20 protein-coding genes are annotated in these 19,880 nt (G+C 30.5%); 18 read left to right on the top strand and 2 right to left on the bottom strand.

Annotated features, from left to right (window positions below; all coding sequences use genetic code 4):
* The first annotated feature begins 7 nt into the window (after positions 1-7).
* The 14 genes from CXP39_RS03710 to CXP39_RS03645 all read left to right on the top strand — a co-directional run bounded on the left by CXP39_RS03710 (position 8) and on the right by CXP39_RS03645 (position 11,989).
* On the top strand, positions 8-1,426 hold the full coding sequence (locus tag CXP39_RS03710) for a glycoside hydrolase family 1 protein (protein ID WP_027048255.1): 1,419 nt from the start codon (positions 8-10) through the stop codon (positions 1,424-1,426).
* A gap of 34 nt (positions 1,427-1,460) precedes the next feature.
* On the top strand, positions 1,461-2,330 hold the full coding sequence (locus tag CXP39_RS03705; RefSeq protein ID WP_027048254.1) for an HAD hydrolase family protein: 870 nt from the start codon (positions 1,461-1,463) through the stop codon (positions 2,328-2,330).
* Positions 2,331-2,491: 161 nt separating this feature from the next.
* A complete protein-coding gene (locus tag CXP39_RS03700; protein ID WP_027048253.1) occupies positions 2,492-2,932 on the top strand; it encodes an RpiB/LacA/LacB family sugar-phosphate isomerase in 441 nt (146 codons plus the stop codon).
* On the top strand, positions 2,919-4,157 hold the full coding sequence (locus CXP39_RS03695) for a serine hydroxymethyltransferase (RefSeq protein ID WP_027048252.1): 1,239 nt from the start codon (positions 2,919-2,921) through the stop codon (positions 4,155-4,157). The genes CXP39_RS03700 and CXP39_RS03695 overlap by 14 nt, the downstream gene beginning before the upstream one ends.
* Positions 4,158-4,237: 80 nt before the next feature.
* Complete coding sequence (upp, locus tag CXP39_RS03690) at positions 4,238-4,861, top strand: uracil phosphoribosyltransferase (RefSeq protein WP_027048251.1); 624 nt, start codon at positions 4,238-4,240, stop codon at positions 4,859-4,861.
* 128 nt (positions 4,862-4,989) lie between these two features.
* The gene (locus CXP39_RS03685) at positions 4,990-5,412 is read left to right on the top strand and encodes an MG406 family protein (RefSeq protein ID WP_027048250.1); all 423 of its coding nucleotides are present in this window, start codon (positions 4,990-4,992) and stop codon (positions 5,410-5,412) included.
* A gap of 44 nt (positions 5,413-5,456) precedes the next feature.
* Positions 5,457-6,335: a F0F1 ATP synthase subunit A gene (locus CXP39_RS03680; protein WP_051591877.1), complete on the top strand. Its 879-nt coding sequence runs from the start codon at positions 5,457-5,459 to the stop codon at positions 6,333-6,335.
* A gap of 13 nt (positions 6,336-6,348) precedes the next feature.
* Positions 6,349-6,663 carry an ATP synthase F0 subunit C gene (gene atpE, locus CXP39_RS03675; RefSeq protein WP_027048249.1) on the top strand — a complete coding sequence of 105 codons (315 nt, stop codon included), beginning with the start codon at positions 6,349-6,351 and terminating at the stop codon, positions 6,661-6,663.
* Between the two features lie 46 nt (positions 6,664-6,709).
* Positions 6,710-7,255 carry a F0F1 ATP synthase subunit B gene (gene atpF, locus CXP39_RS03670; protein ID WP_027048248.1) on the top strand — a complete coding sequence of 182 codons (546 nt, stop codon included), beginning with the start codon at positions 6,710-6,712 and terminating at the stop codon, positions 7,253-7,255.
* A 1-nt stretch (position 7,256) separates the two neighbouring features.
* Positions 7,257-7,808 (top strand): F0F1 ATP synthase subunit delta, encoded by a 552-nt coding sequence (locus CXP39_RS03665; RefSeq protein WP_027048247.1) that lies wholly within the window; start codon positions 7,257-7,259, stop codon positions 7,806-7,808.
* A gap of 10 nt (positions 7,809-7,818) precedes the next feature.
* Positions 7,819-9,396, top strand: a complete 1,578-nt coding sequence (gene atpA, locus CXP39_RS03660; protein WP_027048246.1) for a F0F1 ATP synthase subunit alpha — start codon at positions 7,819-7,821, stop codon at positions 9,394-9,396.
* Complete coding sequence (gene atpG, locus CXP39_RS03655) at positions 9,396-10,244, top strand: ATP synthase F1 subunit gamma (RefSeq protein ID WP_027048245.1); 849 nt, start codon at positions 9,396-9,398, stop codon at positions 10,242-10,244. Before atpA ends, atpG begins: the two co-directional genes overlap by 1 nt.
* An 18-nt stretch (positions 10,245-10,262) precedes the next feature.
* Complete coding sequence (atpD, locus tag CXP39_RS03650) at positions 10,263-11,672, top strand: F0F1 ATP synthase subunit beta (RefSeq protein WP_027048244.1); 1,410 nt, start codon at positions 10,263-10,265, stop codon at positions 11,670-11,672.
* Between the two features lie 17 nt (positions 11,673-11,689).
* Positions 11,690-11,989 (top strand): FoF1 ATP synthase subunit delta/epsilon, encoded by a 300-nt coding sequence (locus CXP39_RS03645; protein ID WP_027048243.1) that lies wholly within the window; start codon positions 11,690-11,692, stop codon positions 11,987-11,989.
* Positions 11,990-12,063: 74 nt separating this feature from the next.
* Here the strand turns inward: CXP39_RS03645 and deoC are convergent, their stop codons facing one another.
* Positions 12,064-12,726: a deoxyribose-phosphate aldolase gene (gene deoC, locus CXP39_RS03640; protein ID WP_027048242.1), complete on the bottom strand. Its 663-nt coding sequence runs from the start codon at positions 12,724-12,726 to the stop codon at positions 12,064-12,066.
* Positions 12,727-12,740: 14 nt separating this feature from the next.
* Positions 12,741-14,423 carry a phospho-sugar mutase gene (locus CXP39_RS03635; protein ID WP_027048241.1) on the bottom strand — a complete coding sequence of 561 codons (1,683 nt, stop codon included), beginning with the start codon at positions 14,421-14,423 and terminating at the stop codon, positions 12,741-12,743.
* Positions 14,424-14,529: 106 nt separating this feature from the next.
* Here CXP39_RS03635 and CXP39_RS03630 point away from each other — a divergent pair, with 106 nt between their 5' ends.
* The 4 genes from CXP39_RS03630 (at position 14,530) to CXP39_RS03615 (ending at position 18,973) form a co-directional block, all read left to right on the top strand.
* Positions 14,530-15,828 carry a thymidine phosphorylase gene (locus CXP39_RS03630; RefSeq protein WP_027048240.1) on the top strand — a complete coding sequence of 433 codons (1,299 nt, stop codon included), beginning with the start codon at positions 14,530-14,532 and terminating at the stop codon, positions 15,826-15,828.
* A gap of 240 nt (positions 15,829-16,068) precedes the next feature.
* Entirely contained in the window at positions 16,069-17,391 is a 1,323-nt protein-coding gene (locus CXP39_RS03625; RefSeq protein ID WP_027048239.1) for a hypothetical protein, read from the top strand.
* Between the two features lies 1 nt (position 17,392).
* Positions 17,393-18,100, top strand: a complete 708-nt coding sequence (locus CXP39_RS03620) for an ATP-binding cassette domain-containing protein (protein ID WP_036256370.1) — start codon at positions 17,393-17,395, stop codon at positions 18,098-18,100.
* On the top strand, positions 18,101-18,973 hold the full coding sequence (locus CXP39_RS03615) for a hypothetical protein (protein WP_027048237.1): 873 nt from the start codon (positions 18,101-18,103) through the stop codon (positions 18,971-18,973). It abuts the gene before it with no gap.
* Positions 18,974-19,880 lie beyond the last annotated feature (907 nt).

The following is a 19,880-nucleotide window of genomic DNA, read 5'->3' as shown; positions in this document are numbered from 1 at the left end:
GTAAAATATGAAAAAGAAAATAGGAAAAAACTTTTTATGAGGAGCATCGACTAGTGCTTATCAAGTTGAAGGTGGATGAAATGCAGATGGAAAAGGTCCTTCTGTTCAAGATGCAAATGCTGGTGGGTTTATTGCAGAACTAAATTTTGATGGTATAACTGATTTCAAAGTTGCAGCTGATCATTACCATCATTATAAAGAAGATGTTGCCTTGATGGCAGAAATGGGATTTAAATCATATAGATTTTCTATTAATTGAACAAGAATATTTCCAACAGGTATGGATAAAAAACCAAACGAAAAAGGAATTGACTTTTACAATAAGCTAATTGATGAATTAATTAAGTATAATATTGAACCCCTAGTTACAATTCATCACTTTGATTTACCTCAGGGTTTAGAAGATCTTGGAGGATGAAATAACAAGGAACTAATTTTAGATTCATATACAAAATTTTGTGAAGTCTTGTTTAAAGAGTTTGGTGATAGAGTAAAATATTGACAAACCATTAATGAGCAAAACATGGTTATTTTGTTTGGACATATTCTTAAAAGACAAAAAACTGGTGTTGATGAAGGCACAAAGATGTACCAAATTTTTCACAACATGAATGTTGCCCAAGCATTGGCAATTCAATTATTAAGAAAAATGTGCCCAAATGCTAAAATAGGACCAGCACCGAATATCTCATATGTCTATCCTAAAACTTCAAAGCCAAATGATGTCTTGGCAGCAGATACCGCTAATTTAATTAGAAACTGAATTTATATTGATATTTTAGCCAAAGGAACTTATGATCAGATTCTTCTTAATTTTTGATCAGATAATGGCTACGATATCAAAATTACTCAAGAAGATATGGATTTATTAAAATCTGTAAAAATTGATTTCATTGCTTTTAACTATTATAGTACAATGACAGTGGAGGCACCTACTAGCGACAAAGAATACATAGTGGGTGATCAACAAATGGGATTTAATCTTGAAAATATGTTTCAGTCAGCTACTAATGAACATTTAGAGAAAACCGAGTATGGATGAGAAATAGATCCAATCGGCTTTAGGATGACATGTCGAGCATTAAAAACAAGATATGATTTGCCAATTATTATTACCGAAAATGGGTTAGGTGCGAAAGATGTCCTAACAAGTGATGGCAAAATTCACGATGATTATAGAATTGAGTATTTAAGACAACACATCAAGCAAATTCCTGACATTATTAATGATGGTGTTGATTTATTTGGTTATAATCCATGAAGTGCTATTGACTTAGTTTCAACTCACCAGGGAATATCAAAACGCTATGGATTCATTTATGTTAACCGAGATGAAAAAGACTTAAAAGATTTGAAAAGATATCGTAAAGACTCGTTTTATTGATATCAAAAAGTAATCAGCACTAATGGTGAAAATATAGATTAGGACCTAAAATAGGCTAGAAGTTAAGAGAATAAATATGCTAAAAATTAACAATGATGAAATAAAGATAGTTATAAGTGACTTTGATGGAACTCTTAGAGACGGACACAATGTGATTGTTCAAAGCGATGATGTTGCAGCAATTAGAAAAGTTATTAATGACGGAGTCTATTTTGTTTTAAATACCGGAAATTTACCATTTGAAATGAAAAACTCTATTGAAAATATTAGCCCTATTTCAAATATAAATAAATATATTATAGTATCAAATGGAAATGCAATTCATAATTATTTAACAAATGAATGCAAGGTATCAACTTATTTTGACAATAAAACAACAAATCAGATTATTAATAAAATTAAAAATCTTGAGTTAATTTATGATATCACATCATACGATTTACAAACTATTTATTATTCAAGTAGCGAATACCGCAACTTTATGATTGGTTTAGGTTTAAGTAAAGATGCGCATTTAAATCGTGTATTATTGACAGACAGTGTTCTTCAAGAAATTGAAAAATGTCCAAAAATTACATTAAAAAATGTTAAGCCAAAAGATAAAGAATTAGTTGTTAATATGATTGAAAATGATTTCCCAAATCTTAATATTTATGCCACATGGTTTAGTCCGGATGGAGTTGATTTCAGTATTGCTGGTCCAAATAAATATCAGGGTATTATTTCTCTTTTAAAAATTATTAATAATGAAGAAAAGCAAAATATTGGTTTAAACAATGTTGTTTATTTTGGCGATCAACATAATGATTATGAAGTTTTTAAAAACTTAAAATATGCAATTGCTGTTGACAATGCAATTCCAGAAATTAAAGAATTGGCTTATGAAGTTACTTTAAGTGCACAAGATCAAGGAGTTGCGGCTTACTTAAAAAAAATTACTATATAAATTGTATTTTATGTAATATTAAAAAACGGGTTGCTCCCGTTTTTTAATACAATAAGAGACATAAAATTTTAAATTGAAAAACAACTTTTAAAATGTTACAAATAAAATATGAAAAATTTATTTAAAAGGTAAAATATATTTTAGAAGGGTTAGGTAAAACTATGAGCAAAAAGATTTATATTACAAATGATCACACAGCGATTGAAATGAAACAAGCAATTGTCAAGCATTTGCAAGAATTGAAATATGAAGTTATTGACATGGGTAATAATGATGGTCTATCGTGTAGTTATTCATTAAATGGAATAAACTTAGGAAAAGCAGTTGTTGAAGATAAAGGTTCACGCGGAATTGCTCTTTGTGGAACTGGAATTGGAATTAGCATTGCAGCAAACAAAGTTCAAGGCATTAGAGCTGGTCTAGTTTATGAGACACAAACAGCTGAATTAATAAGACAACATAATGATTGTAATGTAATTGCAACAGGGGCAAGATTAATTGCAGTTGATAAAGCAATTAAATTAGTTGATGTTTTTTTGAAAACTGAGTTTGAAGGCGGAAGACATGCAGAAAGAGTAGGGACTATTAATGAATACTGTTAACAAAAAAATAAGTGAAATGCTAAATAGTGAACTTAAACGTCAACAAAATCATATTGAACTAATAGCTTCTGAAAACTATGTATCAGAGGCAGTTTTAACATGTAGCGGATCAATTGCAACTAATAAATATGCTGAGGGTTATCCAGGAAAACGTTATTATGGTGGCTGTGAATACATTGATAAGATCGAACAAATGGGTATTGATTTGGCAAAAAAAATTTTTAACGCCGATCATGCAAATTTGCAGCCACATTCAGGGTCACAAGCAAACGAAGCAGCCTACCGTGCTATTTTAAATTATGGAGATAAAATTGTTTCAATGAGTCTTGATGCTGGTGGACATTTAACTCATGGATATCCAATAAACTTTTCTGGAAGTGCTTACAATTTTGCTTTTTATGGTGTTAACAAAAAAACTGAGCAAATTGATTTTGAAGAAGTTGAAAAGGTAGTATTGACACATAAACCAAAACTAATTGTTGCTGGTGCAAGTGCATATTCAAGAACAATTGATTTTAAAAAATTTAAGGAAATCGCTGATAAAGTTGGAGCATTGCTAATGGTTGATATGGCACATATTGCGGGTTTAGTTGCTGCAGGTGTACATCCAAACCCGATGGAATATGCCGATATCGTAACAACTACAACACATAAAACATTAAGAGGAGCTCGTGGAGGGATGATCTTATGTAAAGAAGAATTTGCAAAAAAAATTGATTCGGCAGTATTTCCAGGAATTCAAGGAGGTCCATTGGAAAATTTAATTGCAGGTAAAGTTCAAGCACTGACTGAAGTTGACACTCCTGAATTTAAAGTATATGCTGCACAAGTAATTGCAAATGCAAAAGCATTTGCAACATCACTAGAAAAAAACGGAATGCGTTTAATTGCTGGTGGAACAGACAATCACTTAATTAATCTAGAAGTTAAAAAAGCTTTTGGAGTGACTGGTCGTCAGGCAGAAAAAATTCTTGAGAAAATAGGAATCGTTACTAATAAAAATATGATTCCATTTGATGAAGAAAAACCTTTTCATACATCAGGCATTAGAGTTGGGACACCAGCTATGACTACACGTGGATTTAAGGAAGCTGAGTTTATTCAAGTTGGAGAAATTATTGCCAGTGCTTTAAAAGATCAATCATCTGAAAATATAGAAAAGTTGTCACAAGAAGTTTTAAGTCTTTGTGATCGTTTTCCAATTTATCCTAATCTTAAATACTAATAATTTTTTGGCAACCATTTTGGTTGCTTTTTGCAAGTTTTTTTTATAACATTACTTTTAAAAAGAAAAGAGGAACTACTATGCCATTTACAGAACTAAAACATCCGCTTATTATTGATAAACTTACTCGTATGCGCAAGCAAGATACATCGTCAAAAGATTTTAGAGAAAACTTGAATGAAATTGCTCAATTAATGGTTTATGAAATTTGTAGAGATATTCCGTTAACAAAAATTGAAATTGAAACTCCAATTCAAAAAACAGTTGGATATACAATTGAACAGCCAATTGTTTTAGTGCCAATTTTGAGAGCTGGAATTGGAATGTTAGATGGAATTCAAAAGTTAATACCAACAGCTAGAATTGCTCATATTGGGTTATACCGTGATGAAGAGACACTAGAAATACATCAATATTTTGCTAAAACTACTACAGATATTGAAAATAGCTACACATTAATAGTTGATCCAATGTTGGCAACTGGAGGAAGCGCAATTAAAGCAATTGATATTGTTAAACAATGGGGAGCTAAAAACATTAAATTTGTTTGCCTTGTAGCAGTCCCAGAAGGACTAAAAAAATTAGCACACAGACATCCTGAAGTCGAAGTATATGCGGCTTGCTTAGATGAAAAGTTAAATGAAAAAGGTTACATTGTTCCGGGATTAGGAGATGCTGGAGATCGTATATTTGGAACTAAATAAAAATAGAATAAAATACCGCTTGGTATTTTTTTTATTGGAAAAAAATTATTGCCTGTAAAAAGGTTAATACTAACTAAAAAAGAGGAGTAAAATATTTACAATGGATAAATATATCGGAAGAGGTGTGAATGTACAAGCAAATAAAGATTAAAGAAAGACTAAAGGAAAACAAGAAAGTATTATGAATTTTTGCAATTATAAGTTTAATATCGTTAATTGTTATTGCAATCTTGGTTGGTACAGAAACAATTGGCTGAAATTGACTTACAGGACTTATTCTTGGTGAAATTACAACAGTAGTTGCAATTATACTAATACTACTTTCAGTTAAAATTTTGTTAAAAACGGAAAATCATTATTTGTATTATTTTATGTATTTAGTGCGTATCGGAGTATATGTTGTTCCATTCCTATTAGCGTTTTTACTTCCAACAACACCATTTTTTTATGGTGGAGTTTTGATTGGAATGATTCCAGTTATAGCTTTATCGTATTTAAGTGGAATATTGCTTAAACAAGAAGTCGCTGAAAAGGAGAGTTTAGTTTCCTAAAATATAAATTCTCTGTTTGGAGGAAAAAAAGAAGGGGGAAAGTAATGCTATTTACTTCGCTTAAAGAAGAAATTGAAGGGAATCTTTGAGCATTATCTAACCAACTAACATCAATCATTCTTACAACAATCGTTATTTGTACAATATCAATTATTTATAACGTGAAAATTCGTGCTCATAAAGAGGGCGAAGAATTAAGTGGTTTTTTAGTTTTAGTAGATATGTTTGTAAGTTCTGTAGAAAATTTAGTTGTTTCAATAATGGGTCGAAAGTATCGTGTTTTGACCCCTTATGCAATGTTTATTATTTTGTATATTTGTGTAGGATCATTGTTTGCTTTACTAGGAATAGAATCACAAACAACTTCTTATACAGTTACATTATCGATGGGTTTTGTAACTTTTGTTATGATTTATTATTTTGGTTTTAAATATCAAAAAGCTGCATACTTAAAACGCTATCTTAACCCAATTGAAATTTTTACTCAATTTACACCACTGCTTTCAATTTCATTTCGTTTATTTGGAAATTTACTAGGTGGATCAATAATAATGGGGTTAGTTTATGCCTTGTTTATTGGGATGCAAGCTAGTTGAGGGGGAACATCTACAGTTGATGGTCACATATGACCCAACTGAGATTTTTGAAATCCTATGTATCAACCAGATACATGAAAACAACAATATATTTATTTCTGATCAGGACTAAATATATTTACAACAGTAGTTACACCATTTTTGCATATGTATTTTGATTTATTTGACGCTGTCATTCAATCAATCGTATTCATAATGTTGACGTTATCATATTGATCAGAGGCAATGGGTGATTTAACTGAAGATGACTTAACTACAACAACAAGAGCTCGAAAAAGCTCAAAACTTATTGAATTAAAAAATAGAGGTACTGTTCAAACAGTTTAAAAAGGAGATTATTATGTTATTTACAAATTTAATGGTAAACGTTTATGCAAATTTATTTAGTTCAATTGCAGCGGTTATACCAACATTATTAGCCGACAATACTATTGGAGAAGGATTAAAGTTCTTAGGTGCAGGTGTTTCATCAATTGGATTTATGGGAGCTGGAATTGGTCAAGGACAAGTTGGTCAAGGAGCTTGTATGGCAATCGGAAGAAATCCAGAAATGGCTTCAAAAATTACTTCGACAATGATTATTGCAGCAGGAATTGCTGAATCAGGAGCTATCTACGCTTTGGTTATTGCAATTCTGCTAATTTTTGTTGCTTAATTTTAAATTAAAAACTGACAAATAAAATTAGAAGGAAGGCTGAAATATGGTTTTAAATTTATTAGCAGAAACACCTTCAACTCCTGGAGTTCCAGAAATTGTTGGAATGTTGTTTCCAAATTTACCAAACTTTATTGCACATGCTTTAGCAACTATTGTCATTGTTATTATTCTTTCGAAACTGGTTTATAAGCCATTTAGAAAAACAATTAATAACCGTCGAGCAAAGATTAATGAGTTATTAGACGATGCTGTTGAAAAGCAGCTAATTGCTAACAAAGATGTTAAAAAGGCGGAGGCCTTGTTAAATCAAGCTAAATCAGAATCACTTTTGATTGTCAAGAATGCGAGAGTTGATGCTGAAGTTCAAAAAATGCAAATTTTACAAAATGCCGCATCTGAGGCAAGTAATATTCAAAATCATGCTAAAAGCTCAATTGAGAGAGAAAAAATTAAAGCTAAAGAAGAAATTAAGCAAACAATTATTGAAGTAGCCTTTGATGCCGCTTCAAAAATTCTAGAATCTGAAATTGATAAAAACAAAAATGAAAAGATTATTGAAAATTTTATTGAGAATTTAGATAGGGAATAATATGAATTTAAAAGAAAACGTTGTTAAAAATTGAGCCGCAGCTTTAACAAATATTGCTATTGAACAAAATAAAGTTGATGATTTTATTGAACAAAGCAATGCCTTAATTGATGCTTTAAAAGGAAAAGAAGACTTTATAAAAATTTTAACTATTAAAAGTCATCATGATGAGCTTGCTAAGGTTAAGATAATTGATGAAACTTTTAGCGCTTTTGGTATTAATGAAAATATTCTTAATGCTATGAAAATTCTTGTAGAAATGAAAGCCTTTTCAAGCACAAGAACAATTTTAAAACATTTACGTAAAAATTTAACAGCTCTGCATGATATTACTTATGGAGTTATTTGATCGACTAAAGAAATTTCCGAAAAACAAATTATTGACATTGAAAATAAGATTGCTAAAAAAATTGGTAAACATGTAAAATTAGTTAACAAAATAGATAATAAATTAATTGGAGGGCTTCAGGTAATTGTTAATAATCAAATCTTTGACGGGAGCGTTAAAGGCCAACTTGATGCAATGCGTTATGAAGTTCTTAAAAGAAAGTAAGAGGTAGAAAATGGCTTTAAATATTAAAGAAATCTCTGAAGTAATTGAAAAACAAATAAAAAACTACGGTAAGGAAATAATTGAATCAGAACAAGGTTCAATTGCGACTGTAGGAGATGGTGTTGCTTTAATTTACGGATTAGATAAAGCTATGATGGGTGAACTTTTAATTTTTCCAAATAACATTTTTGGAATGGTTTTAAATCTTGAAGAGGGTGCAGTTGGTGCAGTTATTCTTGGAGATACCACACTAATTAAAGAAGGAGATTTGGTCAAAAGATCAGGTAAAGTTGTTGAAACACCAGTTGGTGATGCAATGATTGGGCGTGTTGTTAATGCATTGGGACAACCAATCGATGATCAAGGTGCAGTTGTTACTAACAAAACAAGTCCCGTTGAAAAAATTGCGACTGGAGTGATGGCTCGTAAATCAGTTTCAGAACCCCTGGAAACAGGAATTTTAGCAATTGATGCCGCAATCCCAATTGGAAAAGGGCAGCGTGAATTAATTATTGGAGATCGTCAAACTGGTAAAACTGCAATTGCAATTGATGCTATTATCAATCAAAAAGGTAAAAATGTTAAATGTATTTATGTTTCAATAGGTCAAAAAGATTCAACGATTGCTCAAGTCGTTGAAAAACTTAAAAAACATGGAGCAATGGAATATACAACAGTTGTTAATGCTGGGTCTTCTGATCAAGCGCCTTTACAGTATTTAGCACCCTACACTGGAGTAACAATTGCTGAAGAATGAATGGCAAACGGTGATGATGTTTTAATTGTTTATGATGACTTATCAAAACACGCCGTTGCTTATCGTGAAATGTCATTGTTATTAAGACGTCCACCAGGGCGTGAAGCATATCCTGGAGATGTATTTTATTTGCATTCACGTTTATTAGAGCGTGCAGCAAGAGTTAACGAAAAGTTTGGTGGAGGTTCAATTACTGCTTTACCAATTATTGAAACTCAAGCAGGAGATATTTCAGCATATATTCCGACTAATGTAATTTCAATTACTGATGGACAAATTTTTTTGTCAGGGGATTTATTTAAAGCGGGAATTAGACCCGCTGTTAACATTGGACCTTCTGTTTCTCGTGTTGGTTCTTCAGCACAAATTAAAGCTATTAAACAAGTTGGAGGAACTCTTAAATTAGAGTTAGCACTTTACTATGAATTAGAGGCTTTTTCAAAATTTGGATCGGATTTGGATGAAACTACAAAAGCAACATTAGATCACGGATGAAGAATTATTCAAATTTTAATTCAACGTCAATACTCACCTTTGGAGCAAGTTGATGAAGCAATCTTGTTATTGGCAATTAAAACACATGTAATTAAATGATTACCTGTCGAGTTAATGAGTGAATTAAAAAATGAGATTTTATTGCATTTTAAACAAGACACTGTTGCTAAAAAGCTGCGAAACAAATTGGCTAAAACTAAAGAGTTTGATGATCAACTAACATCACAAATCAGCACCGAACTTGAAAAGATAGTTCTAAAATTAATTAAAAATATTCAAGACTACAAACCAGAGATATACGGAACTAAAAAAGAATTTAGTAAATTGGGTATTTAATGGCAAATTTAAGTGCATTAAAAGCAGAAATTATAGCTATTAACAATATTGGTAAAATTACCAATGCTATGAAGTTAGTAGCCAGTGCTAAATTACGCCGTATTGGTAAAAGAGTAGTCGAAACTCAGGAATATGTTTCAGAAGTCTATACAGTTTTTAATAATATTATTAAGCAGAGTAATGAATCAGTATTTCTAAAAAAATCAGACAACGAAATTAAAAAAACTTTGTGAATAGTTATTAATTCAAATTTAGGACTATGTGGTGGATATAACCAAAATATTAATAAGCTTGTTGTCAATAACTTAAAAGAAAATGATGAAGTTTATGCTATTGGAACAAAAGCAGTTGCATTTTATAAAAATCGTAAAACCAAAATTAAAGATCAAAGAATTGATGTAGATATTACATTTACCAACCAACAAGCTCGTGAAATGGGAAATGACATTATGTCATGATATACAAGCGGAGAATTCGATGAAATTAAAATAGTTTATACAAAATTCATAAATAACGTCACATTTGAGCCAACAGCATTAAGATTATTTCCGATTATTAAAAGTGATAATTTGGAATCAAGTTATAAAGGTGAAGTTTTATTTGAACCAAGTGCAGAAGTAATTTTAGAAACAACAGTAAACATGTTTTTAAACACTATTTTATTCGGAACAATTGTTGAATCACAAGTTTCAGAGCAAGCTTCCAGAAGGCTGGCAATGGAAAACGCTACAAACAATGGAGAAGACTTGTCAAATGAATTAAATATTAAATATAATCGTCGTCGTCAAAGCGCAATTACACAAGAAATTTCTGAAATTGTTTCTGGTGCTAATGCACAACTAAAATAATAAATGGAGGAAAATAAAATGGCTAAAAAAACAACTACCAATACAGCAATGACAATCGGTAAAATTGTTCAAATTTTGGGACCGGTTGTAGATGTTAAGTTTAATGAAGAAAATATGCCAATGATTTACGATGCATTAGTTGTCGAAAAAAATGGCAAAAAAATTGTTTTGGAAGTTGAACAACACATTGGTGATGAAATTGTAAGAGCAATTGCAATGGATGCAACTGATGGACTTACACGTGGATTGGAAGTAATTAATACTGGAGCTCCAATTCAAGCTCCAGTTGGAGAAGCGGTTTTAGGAAGAATGTTTAATGTGACAGGAAATGCAATTGATGAAAAACCAGAATTTACTGGCAAAACAATGCCAATTCACCGTAATGCGCCAGCATATGATGAATTAGTCACTACAGCAGAAATTTTAGAGACGGGAATTAAAGTTGTAGATTTAATGGTTCCCTTTGCTAAAGGAGGAAAAATTGGATTATTTGGTGGAGCCGGAGTTGGTAAAACTGTTCTAATTCAAGAACTAATTAACAATATTGCTAAAGCACATAACGGAGTATCGGTATTTGCCGGAGTTGGTGAGCGTACACGTGAAGGTAATGATCTTTATCACGAGTTCATTGAAGCAGGTGTTCTTGAAAAAACCTCATTAGTATTTGGACAAATGAATGAACCACCTGGAGCACGTATGCGTGTTGCATTAACAGGTTTAACTATGGCAGAATATTTTAGAGATGAAAAAAGTATGGATGTGTTATTATTTATTGATAATATTTTTAGATTTACACAAGCGGGATCGGAAGTATCTGCACTCTTAGGACGTATGCCATCAGCTGTTGGATATCAACCGACTTTATCAACAGAAATGGGTTCATTGCAAGAACGAATTACTTCTACTAAGAAGGGTTCAATTACTTCAGTTCAAGCAGTTTATGTTCCAGCTGACGATTTAACAGACCCAGCTCCAGCAACAACATTTACTCACTTAGATGCCCGTATTGTGCTGGATCGTTCAATTGCTAGTTTGGGAATTTATCCAGCAGTTGATCCGTTGGCTTCTTCATCGCGTATGCTAGATCCTGAAATTGTAGGAGAAGAGCACTATCAAGTAGCTTTAGGTGTTCAAGGGATATTGCAAAAATATCAAGAATTACAATCAATTATTGCAATTTTGGGAATGGATGAGCTATCAGAAGAGGATAAACTAGTTGTTTCAAGAGCTCGAAAAATTCGTAAATTTTTGTCGCAATCATTCTTTGTTGGAGAAAAATTTACAGGTCGTCCAGGAGTTTATGTTAAAGTTAGTGATACTGTAAAATCATTTAAAGCAATTTTGGATGGAGAAGTTGATGAAATTCCAGAAGTACTATTTATGTATGCTGGAACAATTGAAGATGTTATTGAAAAATATAAAAAATAATATAGGGAGAATAATTTATGGGAATTAAACTAAAAATTGTTACTCCAAACGGAACTTTCATTAACGATAAAGAAGTTGATATTGTTAACGTACAAACTATTGATGGAGACATGGGAATTTTGGTTAATATTGTTCCATTAGTATCGGCACTAAAAATAGGAACAATGTCTTTTAGAATTAAAGATAAAGTTACACATATTCATGTCCATCGTGGACTAGTAGTTGTTGATGGTAAGCAATGTAAAATTATTACAGAGCGCTTATATTTGGTTGATGAAAAAGGTCAAAAAATCGAAACACCAGATAAACTATTTTAAATGTAAAAAAAATAAAAAAACTTAAAACTTTGCTTTTAGCATAGTTTTAAGTTTTTTTATTTTATTTACATTACTTAATAATCCTGATTATGTTCCTTACCTTTGACAATTGCAACACCACCAGATGTTCCCAAACGACTAGCGCCAGCATCAATCATAGCAATTGCCTCTTGATAATTGCGAACACCACCAGCGGCTTTAACAAGTGCTTTGTCCTTAACAATTTCATTCATCAGCGCAACATCTTCAATAGTTGCTCCATGGCTACTAAAACCTGTTGAAGTTTTAACGTAATCCAAACCTGCCTCCAGTGCTAAATTACAAGCCGTCGCAATTTCTTCTTTTGAAAGCAAACAGTTTTCCATAATACATTTAACTATTTTATTTTGAGCTGCATTTTTGACTGCTTTCATATCTGCTAAAACTGCTTGATAGTCTTGATCCTTTAGTGCTCCAATATTAATTACCATATCAATTTCATCGCTTCCATCTTTGATTGCTTGAATAGTTTCAAAAACTTTAGTTTCAGTTGAACAAGCTCCCAATGGAAACCCAATAACAGTAGTTATTCCAACAGTTGAATTTCTCAGTTGTGACTTTACAAATTTAGTTCAGTATGAATTTACACAAACGGTTGCAAAGTCATATTCTTTCGCTTCATTACATAAATTGATTATTTGAGATTTGGTGGCTTCTGGTTTCAGTAGTGTATGATCGATATATTTATTTAATTTCATGTTTTATGTTCCTCTTAAATATTCATTTTCTTTTTTAACTCAGCATACATCGTTTTTGTCTTAGCTTGAGCTTCTTTTTCATTTTGGCCAACTGTTACAAAATAGATTTTCAATTTCGGTTCAGTTCCACTCGGACGAACAGCTAATCAAGAACCATCTTCAAAATAATATTTAACTAAATCTTGGCCCGGCATATTATACAAACCATCAAGATAGTCTTCGGTCTTAATAACTTTTAAATTATTTAGTTGCTTTAAGCCGTCAGTTCTTAAAGAAGTCATTAGTGGGTCAATTTTTGAATCTTTTTCTTCGGGTTTAAAATTTAGATTGATTGTTTCAGTGTAGTAGTAACCGTATTTAAGAAATAACTCATTTAAATAATCAATCAAAGTCTGTCCTTGTTTTTTATAAAATCAGCAGGCCTCAGCTATCATAATTGAAGCCTGAATTCCATCTTTATCTCTTGTGGAAGGATCTAGAACATAACCATAACTCTCTTCATAGGCAAAGACAAAGTTTAAACCATTGACAGATTCTTTAGCCATTTCATTTCCCATTCACTTAAATCCTGTTAAGGTTTTAACAATTGCAGTCTGATAAGTCTCATGAGCTATACGATCCCCCAAATCAGAAGTAACAAAACTTGAATAAAGCACAGGATTTATTGGCATTTGATTAGTGCGAACTAAATTTTTAAGTTTTCAATCAATTAAAATAGGACCAGTCTGATTTCCATCTAAGCGATAAAATTTGTTATTATGCTTAACTGCAATTCCAATGCGATCTGCGTCAGGATCATTTAGGATAATTAAATCGGCATTGTGCTTAGCACCATACTGCAATGGAATTTTTCATGCTGGATCAAATTCTGGATTTGGATTCACTACATGTTCAAAAGTAGGATCTTCATAAGCATGTTCTGCAACTTCAATAACTTCATAACCAGATTCTTTTAAAATAACTGGAGTAAATTCTGTTCCCGTTCCATTAACTGCTGAAAAGACAATTTTTAACATCTTTTTTTCAGACTGATGATTTTGATAAAATTCTAGATTGCAAATCATATTTAAATACTTATTAGTGATTTCTTTATTAACTGTTTTTAAAAGTCTTATATCAGGTGTGTATTTTCAATCAATAATGTTACTAATTTTATTCATTTCAGCAGCAATTATGTCAGTATCTTCAGGCATCAGTTGACATCCGAATTGATCATAAATTTTATAACCATTATATTCAGCAGGATTATGAGAAGCAGTAATTACAACTCCTCCAATACAATTTAAGGCTTTAGTGGCAAAAGAAACAACTGGTGTTGGCTTCATTTTGTTATCCTCAAACAAGTAAGCAGTAATTCCAAAACTGGTTAAAATGTTAGCCACTTCTTGTGCAAAAATTGCAGAATTGTGACGATTGTCATGGCCAATAACAACACCATCTTTTAAACGTCCGAAATGCTTCTTAATCAGCAAGTTTGCATAACTAATTGTAACCTTTCTAATTGTATATAAATTAAAACGTCCAGGACCAGCTCCAAGGATTCCACGAATTCCAGCAGTTCCAAATTCTAGTTCCAAATTAAATGCTGCAAAAAGTTCTTCTTCAGAAGCATTCTGAAGCATTCTCTTTAATTGAGGCTCCAGACTTTTGCTCTCCATTCATTCCTTGTAGACAGGATTATTCTTGTAATAAATCATTATTAATACCCCCTTACATTTATTTTAATCTAAATAATAAGCAATTGATGTTGTGAAATAACGCAATTTTAGGAATAAAATATTAATAAAGGGCATAGGAGGCAAAATGACATTCGCAGATTTAATTGAAAAAAAGAAACAGAATCAACAATTAACAGAAGTAGAAATTGATTGGCTGATTAAAAGTTACTTAAAAGAAGATATAGCTGATTATCAAATGGCTAGTATGTTAATGGCAATTTGATTTAATGGAATGACAGAAAAAGAAACAGCAGCTTTAACTAAGGCATATGTCGAATCAGGAATTACTTATGATATTTCTGATATTCAAGGTTTCAAAGCTGATAAGCATTCTACTGGAGGCGTTGGCGATAAAACAACCCTAGTCTTCGCACCATTAGTAGCTAGTTATGGGATTAAAGTATGTAAATTAAGTGGTCGAGGATTGGGCCAAACGGGAGGAACTATTGATAAGTTGGAATCCTTTCCAGGTTGAAAATCAGAAATTAGCGATAATGAATTTAAAAAAGTCATTAATAAAGTAGGAATGTCGCTAATGAGCCAAAATGAAGGCTTAGTTCCTGCAGATAAAAAGATTTATGCATTGAGAGACGTTACGGGAACAGTTGACTCAATTCCACTAATTGCAGCGTCAATTATGAGCAAGAAACTTGTAATTGAAAATGATAGCTTGATTCTTGACGTTAAAATGGGAAATGGCGCATTTATGAAAACCCTGACAGAGGCAGAAAACTTAGCCCAAGCAATGATTGGAATTGCAAGACAACACAATCGTCAGATTGCTATCATGATCACTGACATGAACAAACCTTTGGGAAAGGCGATTGGAAATGCATTGGAAGTTAAAGAAGCATGAGATTCATTAAATGGCAAAGGTCCTGAAGATTTTAATCATTTAGTGGCTACTGCTGTGGCAATAACTTTAGTACAAGCTCAATTGTTTGATGATTTTGACATTGCATATCAAAGTGTTTGCCAAAAAATGCAAACTGGAGAAGCGGCTCATATTTTTGAAGAATTTGTAAAAGCTCAACACGGAAACTTTAGTGTAATTAAAAATTATGATAAGCATTTTGCTGTTGCCAACTCTTTAGAAATTAAGGCAATGAGTTCTGGGTATGTTAATTTTACAAATGCTAATCAGCTAGGTTTATTATCAATGCGTTTAGGAGCTGGCCGTGCTACTAAAAAGGATAAAATTGATTTTGCAGCAGGAATTTATTTGAATGCTGATAGCGGTAGCCGCGTAAATAAAGGAGATACTATTATGACTTTATTTACTAATAAAGGTATTGATCCAAATTGAATTGATATGGCATATCAAACTTTTGAAATTTCTCAAAAGCAAACAAAAACTCCAGTTATTTTAAAGATTATTAAATAAAATCTAAAATCCTAATGTGATTTTAGATTTTTTTTGCTATATATAAAAGTGCTTTTTTCTTTCAAAGGTAAATATAAAATAATAAAAATCAATAAATTAATTGTCAATAATAGTCAATAGTTTTCAAAATTTTTGGTTGATTAATTAATATTTGATTTAAATTTTGGATTAAGAAATTATTGTATGATAAAATCTTAAAAGTTAAAATCACTATGCAAATTTGAAATAGGAAGGCAAAAGATGAAAAAGAAAAGTATAATAAGCTGTCTTACAGTTGGTTTCCTTTGTTTAGCTTCTATTCCAATTTATTCAAGCATAGATATAATTAGAAAAAGTTTGGCAATAAGAAAGGGTCCTAAAAGCACTCAGGCTTTAGAAAATTTGCTAAATTTTAAAGATATACCTTTAATACCAGAGTTTAGAAGAAGTTGAGAAAAACTTTTGGATGACTCAAGCTCTTTTTCTTCTGCATATGACTGAAGTTACAAATGACAAATGGAAGGGTACATGAAAGACATTTTGTCAGAAAAACCAGCAGCAATTGATATTGATATGAACAAAATGAAACCTATATCTCATAAATCTAAACTTACAGATGCAATTTATTTAGGATTACAAACATTTGGCTATGGTAAGCCAACAGTTTCTGAGTTAAATGAAATTGAAAGATATGAAATAGCAAATTTTGAAGAGTTGGAAAAACAAGGTTACAAAATGTATGTCAGAAAAAAAGATGACAAGCAAGACTTAATTCAAATAACAAACATTATTGAGAATTCTATATATAAAGATGTTGATGAGTCAGGAAAAGAAAACATATTCTATCAAGTTGATAACTCAAACAAAACGAGCAATATTTTTTTTAAAACGACTTCAAAAATAAATAAGAACACAATAAAAGACTATCAAGGAACAAGCATTAATTTAGAATTTAAGGCTGTTAAAAAAGATGACAATGAAAATAAAGTTCTAAATATATATGATCCTTACTATAATAGAAAATCATTAGAAATCTTAGTTGATTATCATAATTCTGAGAATTTTATAAATTTTAGAATGTGAGATTGAAACCAATACAATTCTGATACAACAAATTTGCAATGCTATATAGCAAATAATCTCATAAAAATTTATTGCGAAATAGCTTTAAATTATATAAATTATATAGATCCTAATTCTGAAATGTATAAAGTTAAAGCTCCGCCATTGGAAGGAGTAAAAACTCCTTTTAATTACAATGGTTCAAATCCTGCGTCTACTCTTTATTATGCATATAAATATAATGCTTATTTTGATTTAAGAATTTTTGTTTTTACAGATCAAAATAATTTAAAGAGAACATCATATATAAGCTATGATCAAAATAATATAATTGAATTTGAAAAAAATGATGATGGGAAGGACGTTAATAAATTTGACAAGGACTTGCATCAAACAAAAAATGATATCAAAAATAGAGAAAGGTTACCATTCAATCCGTGAATAGATTTTAATAATACAATGAGAAATTTTGTTGATAAAACATGAAATCTGCTAATGTTTGCAATGGATGAAATGAGTTAAAATGATAGAAATTAAAAATCTTACAAAAAAATATAACGAAAACATAATTTTGGATAATTTGTCATTAATTATAAAGGATGGAGAGGCAGTAGGAGTTTTAGGAGCCAATGGGGCTGGTAAAACGACACTAGTTGAAATAATTTCTGGGGTAACAGAACCTACTGAAGGAAAAATTTTATTTTATGACAAGGACAACAAAATCGAAAAAAATATTCAAGAAAAAATAGGAGTGCAATTTCAAAGTGGTAACTGACCATTTAATACAAAAGGAACAGATTTCTTAAATCTATTTATCGGTAAAAAATGAAAAAAGGATGAATATGTTAACAAACTTATTGAAATTTTTGAGGTCAAGGAGATTATAGTCAAGAGGTTATCAGATTGTTCAGGTGGTGAGCAGCAAAGATTTAACTCTATGCTTTCTATTATCAAAAAACCTAGTGTTTTAATACTTGATGAATTGATAACAGGCTTGGATTTAAAAATGCAGATTAAACTAATTAATTTTTTCGATAATCTAAGAAAAAAAGAAAAAATAACTCTCATTATAATTTCGCACATACCTGAAGAAATAGAGCAAATTTGCAATAGAATTATAGTTTTGGATAAAGGAAAAATTTACATGGACAAAAAAATTAAAGAAATTAAAAAAGAATACAGTTCTGTAAGATCTTTTTTAGAGTTATTTTTTGAAGGAAAGTTACAGTAAATGAAAAATACTAAATTGGCTTTTTTTGATACAAAAAAAGCAGCCAATCTTGGAAAAATAGTCAAAGCCTCATTATTGTCATCCTTAAAAAACGAAAGAGCATGAGTTTTCGTTATATTTTCTTCTACAATTTTTTCAGTTGCCTGCTTTATTGGGTATTCAACTTTTTCAAATTCTTATGAATTGCTTCCACCTCAAATGGTCAACATATTTTTAATACCTTCATTTATTTCAACAACGTATTTCGCTATTTTTTTATCTGAGTGAAAAGATTCATCACTGATCAAAAGAATTAGATTTCTTGGAATAAAAAAATGAAGCATCATTTTTTCTTTTATTCTATGTGCAGTACTTTTTGCTTTTATTGGAGAAATATTCACAATTTTTGCTACTTATTTAGTTTCTTTAATGTTTATAAGAGTTAAATTTTATTATGTAACCGATCTTTTCTTTTGAAATTGAATTTGATTTGCGTTTGTTACAATTTTAATTACGACTACAACTTTCTTATTAAGCACATGCATTGGTGATTTATGAAAAAATAAAAATCTAAGATTTTCAACACCTTTAATTATCATAATCATTTTAATATTAACATCTGATATCGTAATACCTTCATTTATTTCGGCAAGATCTCCCATTTTGACATATGCTGGATATCTTTCATTAACTAAATATCCCGCTTGAATTTCTTTAGTGACTTCCTCGTTTACTTTTGCAGATTATAATGGTGGCATTCAGCAAATAATTTATGATGAGGGAATGACAGAAACTGTTATATTTTTAAATAATTTAGCTGCCCTAATAATTATAAGTATTTTAACAATATTAGTGCTATTTTTATTATCGATAAAAACTTTTAAATGAAAATAGAATCGGAGAAACTTTATGTTCAAGCAAACAGGTATACCATTTAAATCAGTTTTGATGTTTACGTTGAATTCTACATTCAAGTCTATAAGAAATTATTTATTTTCGATTGTACTACCAACTTTCATAACTGTAGCAATTTACTTAATAAAAACATCCTTTGGTAATAAAGATTATTCTGAAATTTCGGGACAAATGTATTGTTTATTTATAATTCCCTTTACCTTTTCAATTTTTGCATTTTCCTCTACAATAACCAATTGAAAAGAAAGCGTACTCATGAAGCAGTCCAAGATATTTTCAATAGGAAAAACGAAAATATATTTGTCAATTTTTGTATCTATTTTGCTATTAACATTTCTAGCAGTTATTTTTTGTTTCTCATTTCTGGTTTTTATCGACAACTTTTTATTAATAAGGAACTTTACGAATACCTTTTTTAACATGTCAAATTTTTATAAGTCAAATGATAAAGTGAAACAATACTTAACTTTTTTTGTAGCAGTATTATTTATTTTCTTTACTTTTTTAATGTATATGTTTTTAATGTTTTGCATGTCAACTATAGTCTCATTTAAGATTAAATCGATAGTGGTTATTCAAGCTTTGAACCTGACACTAATTATTCTATTTTTGGGGCTAAGCGATACTATATTTGATACAAATCTAATTACAAATAGAACTGCACAAATGATTTATAATACAGTAGGATATTTAATTCCTACCAAATCTTTCCAATGGTTGCTCATTTCACTTTTTACAAACACAACTTTAATTCAATATAATATTTTAGAAACCATTGTGAGTTCAAATCTTGAGATACCGTTTACTTTTTTAACAAATAAGGCAAATTTAATATTGCCCATATCGCTAATTTGTTCTATTTGCTGAACACTATGTATATTTTTAC

The sequence above is a fragment of the Mesoplasma syrphidae genome (genome assembly GCF_002843565.1).
Lineage (GTDB): Bacteria > Bacillota_I > Bacilli_A > Mycoplasmatales > Mycoplasmataceae > Tullyiplasma > Tullyiplasma syrphidae.
This window is presented reverse-complemented; position numbering and strand designations above follow the sequence as displayed.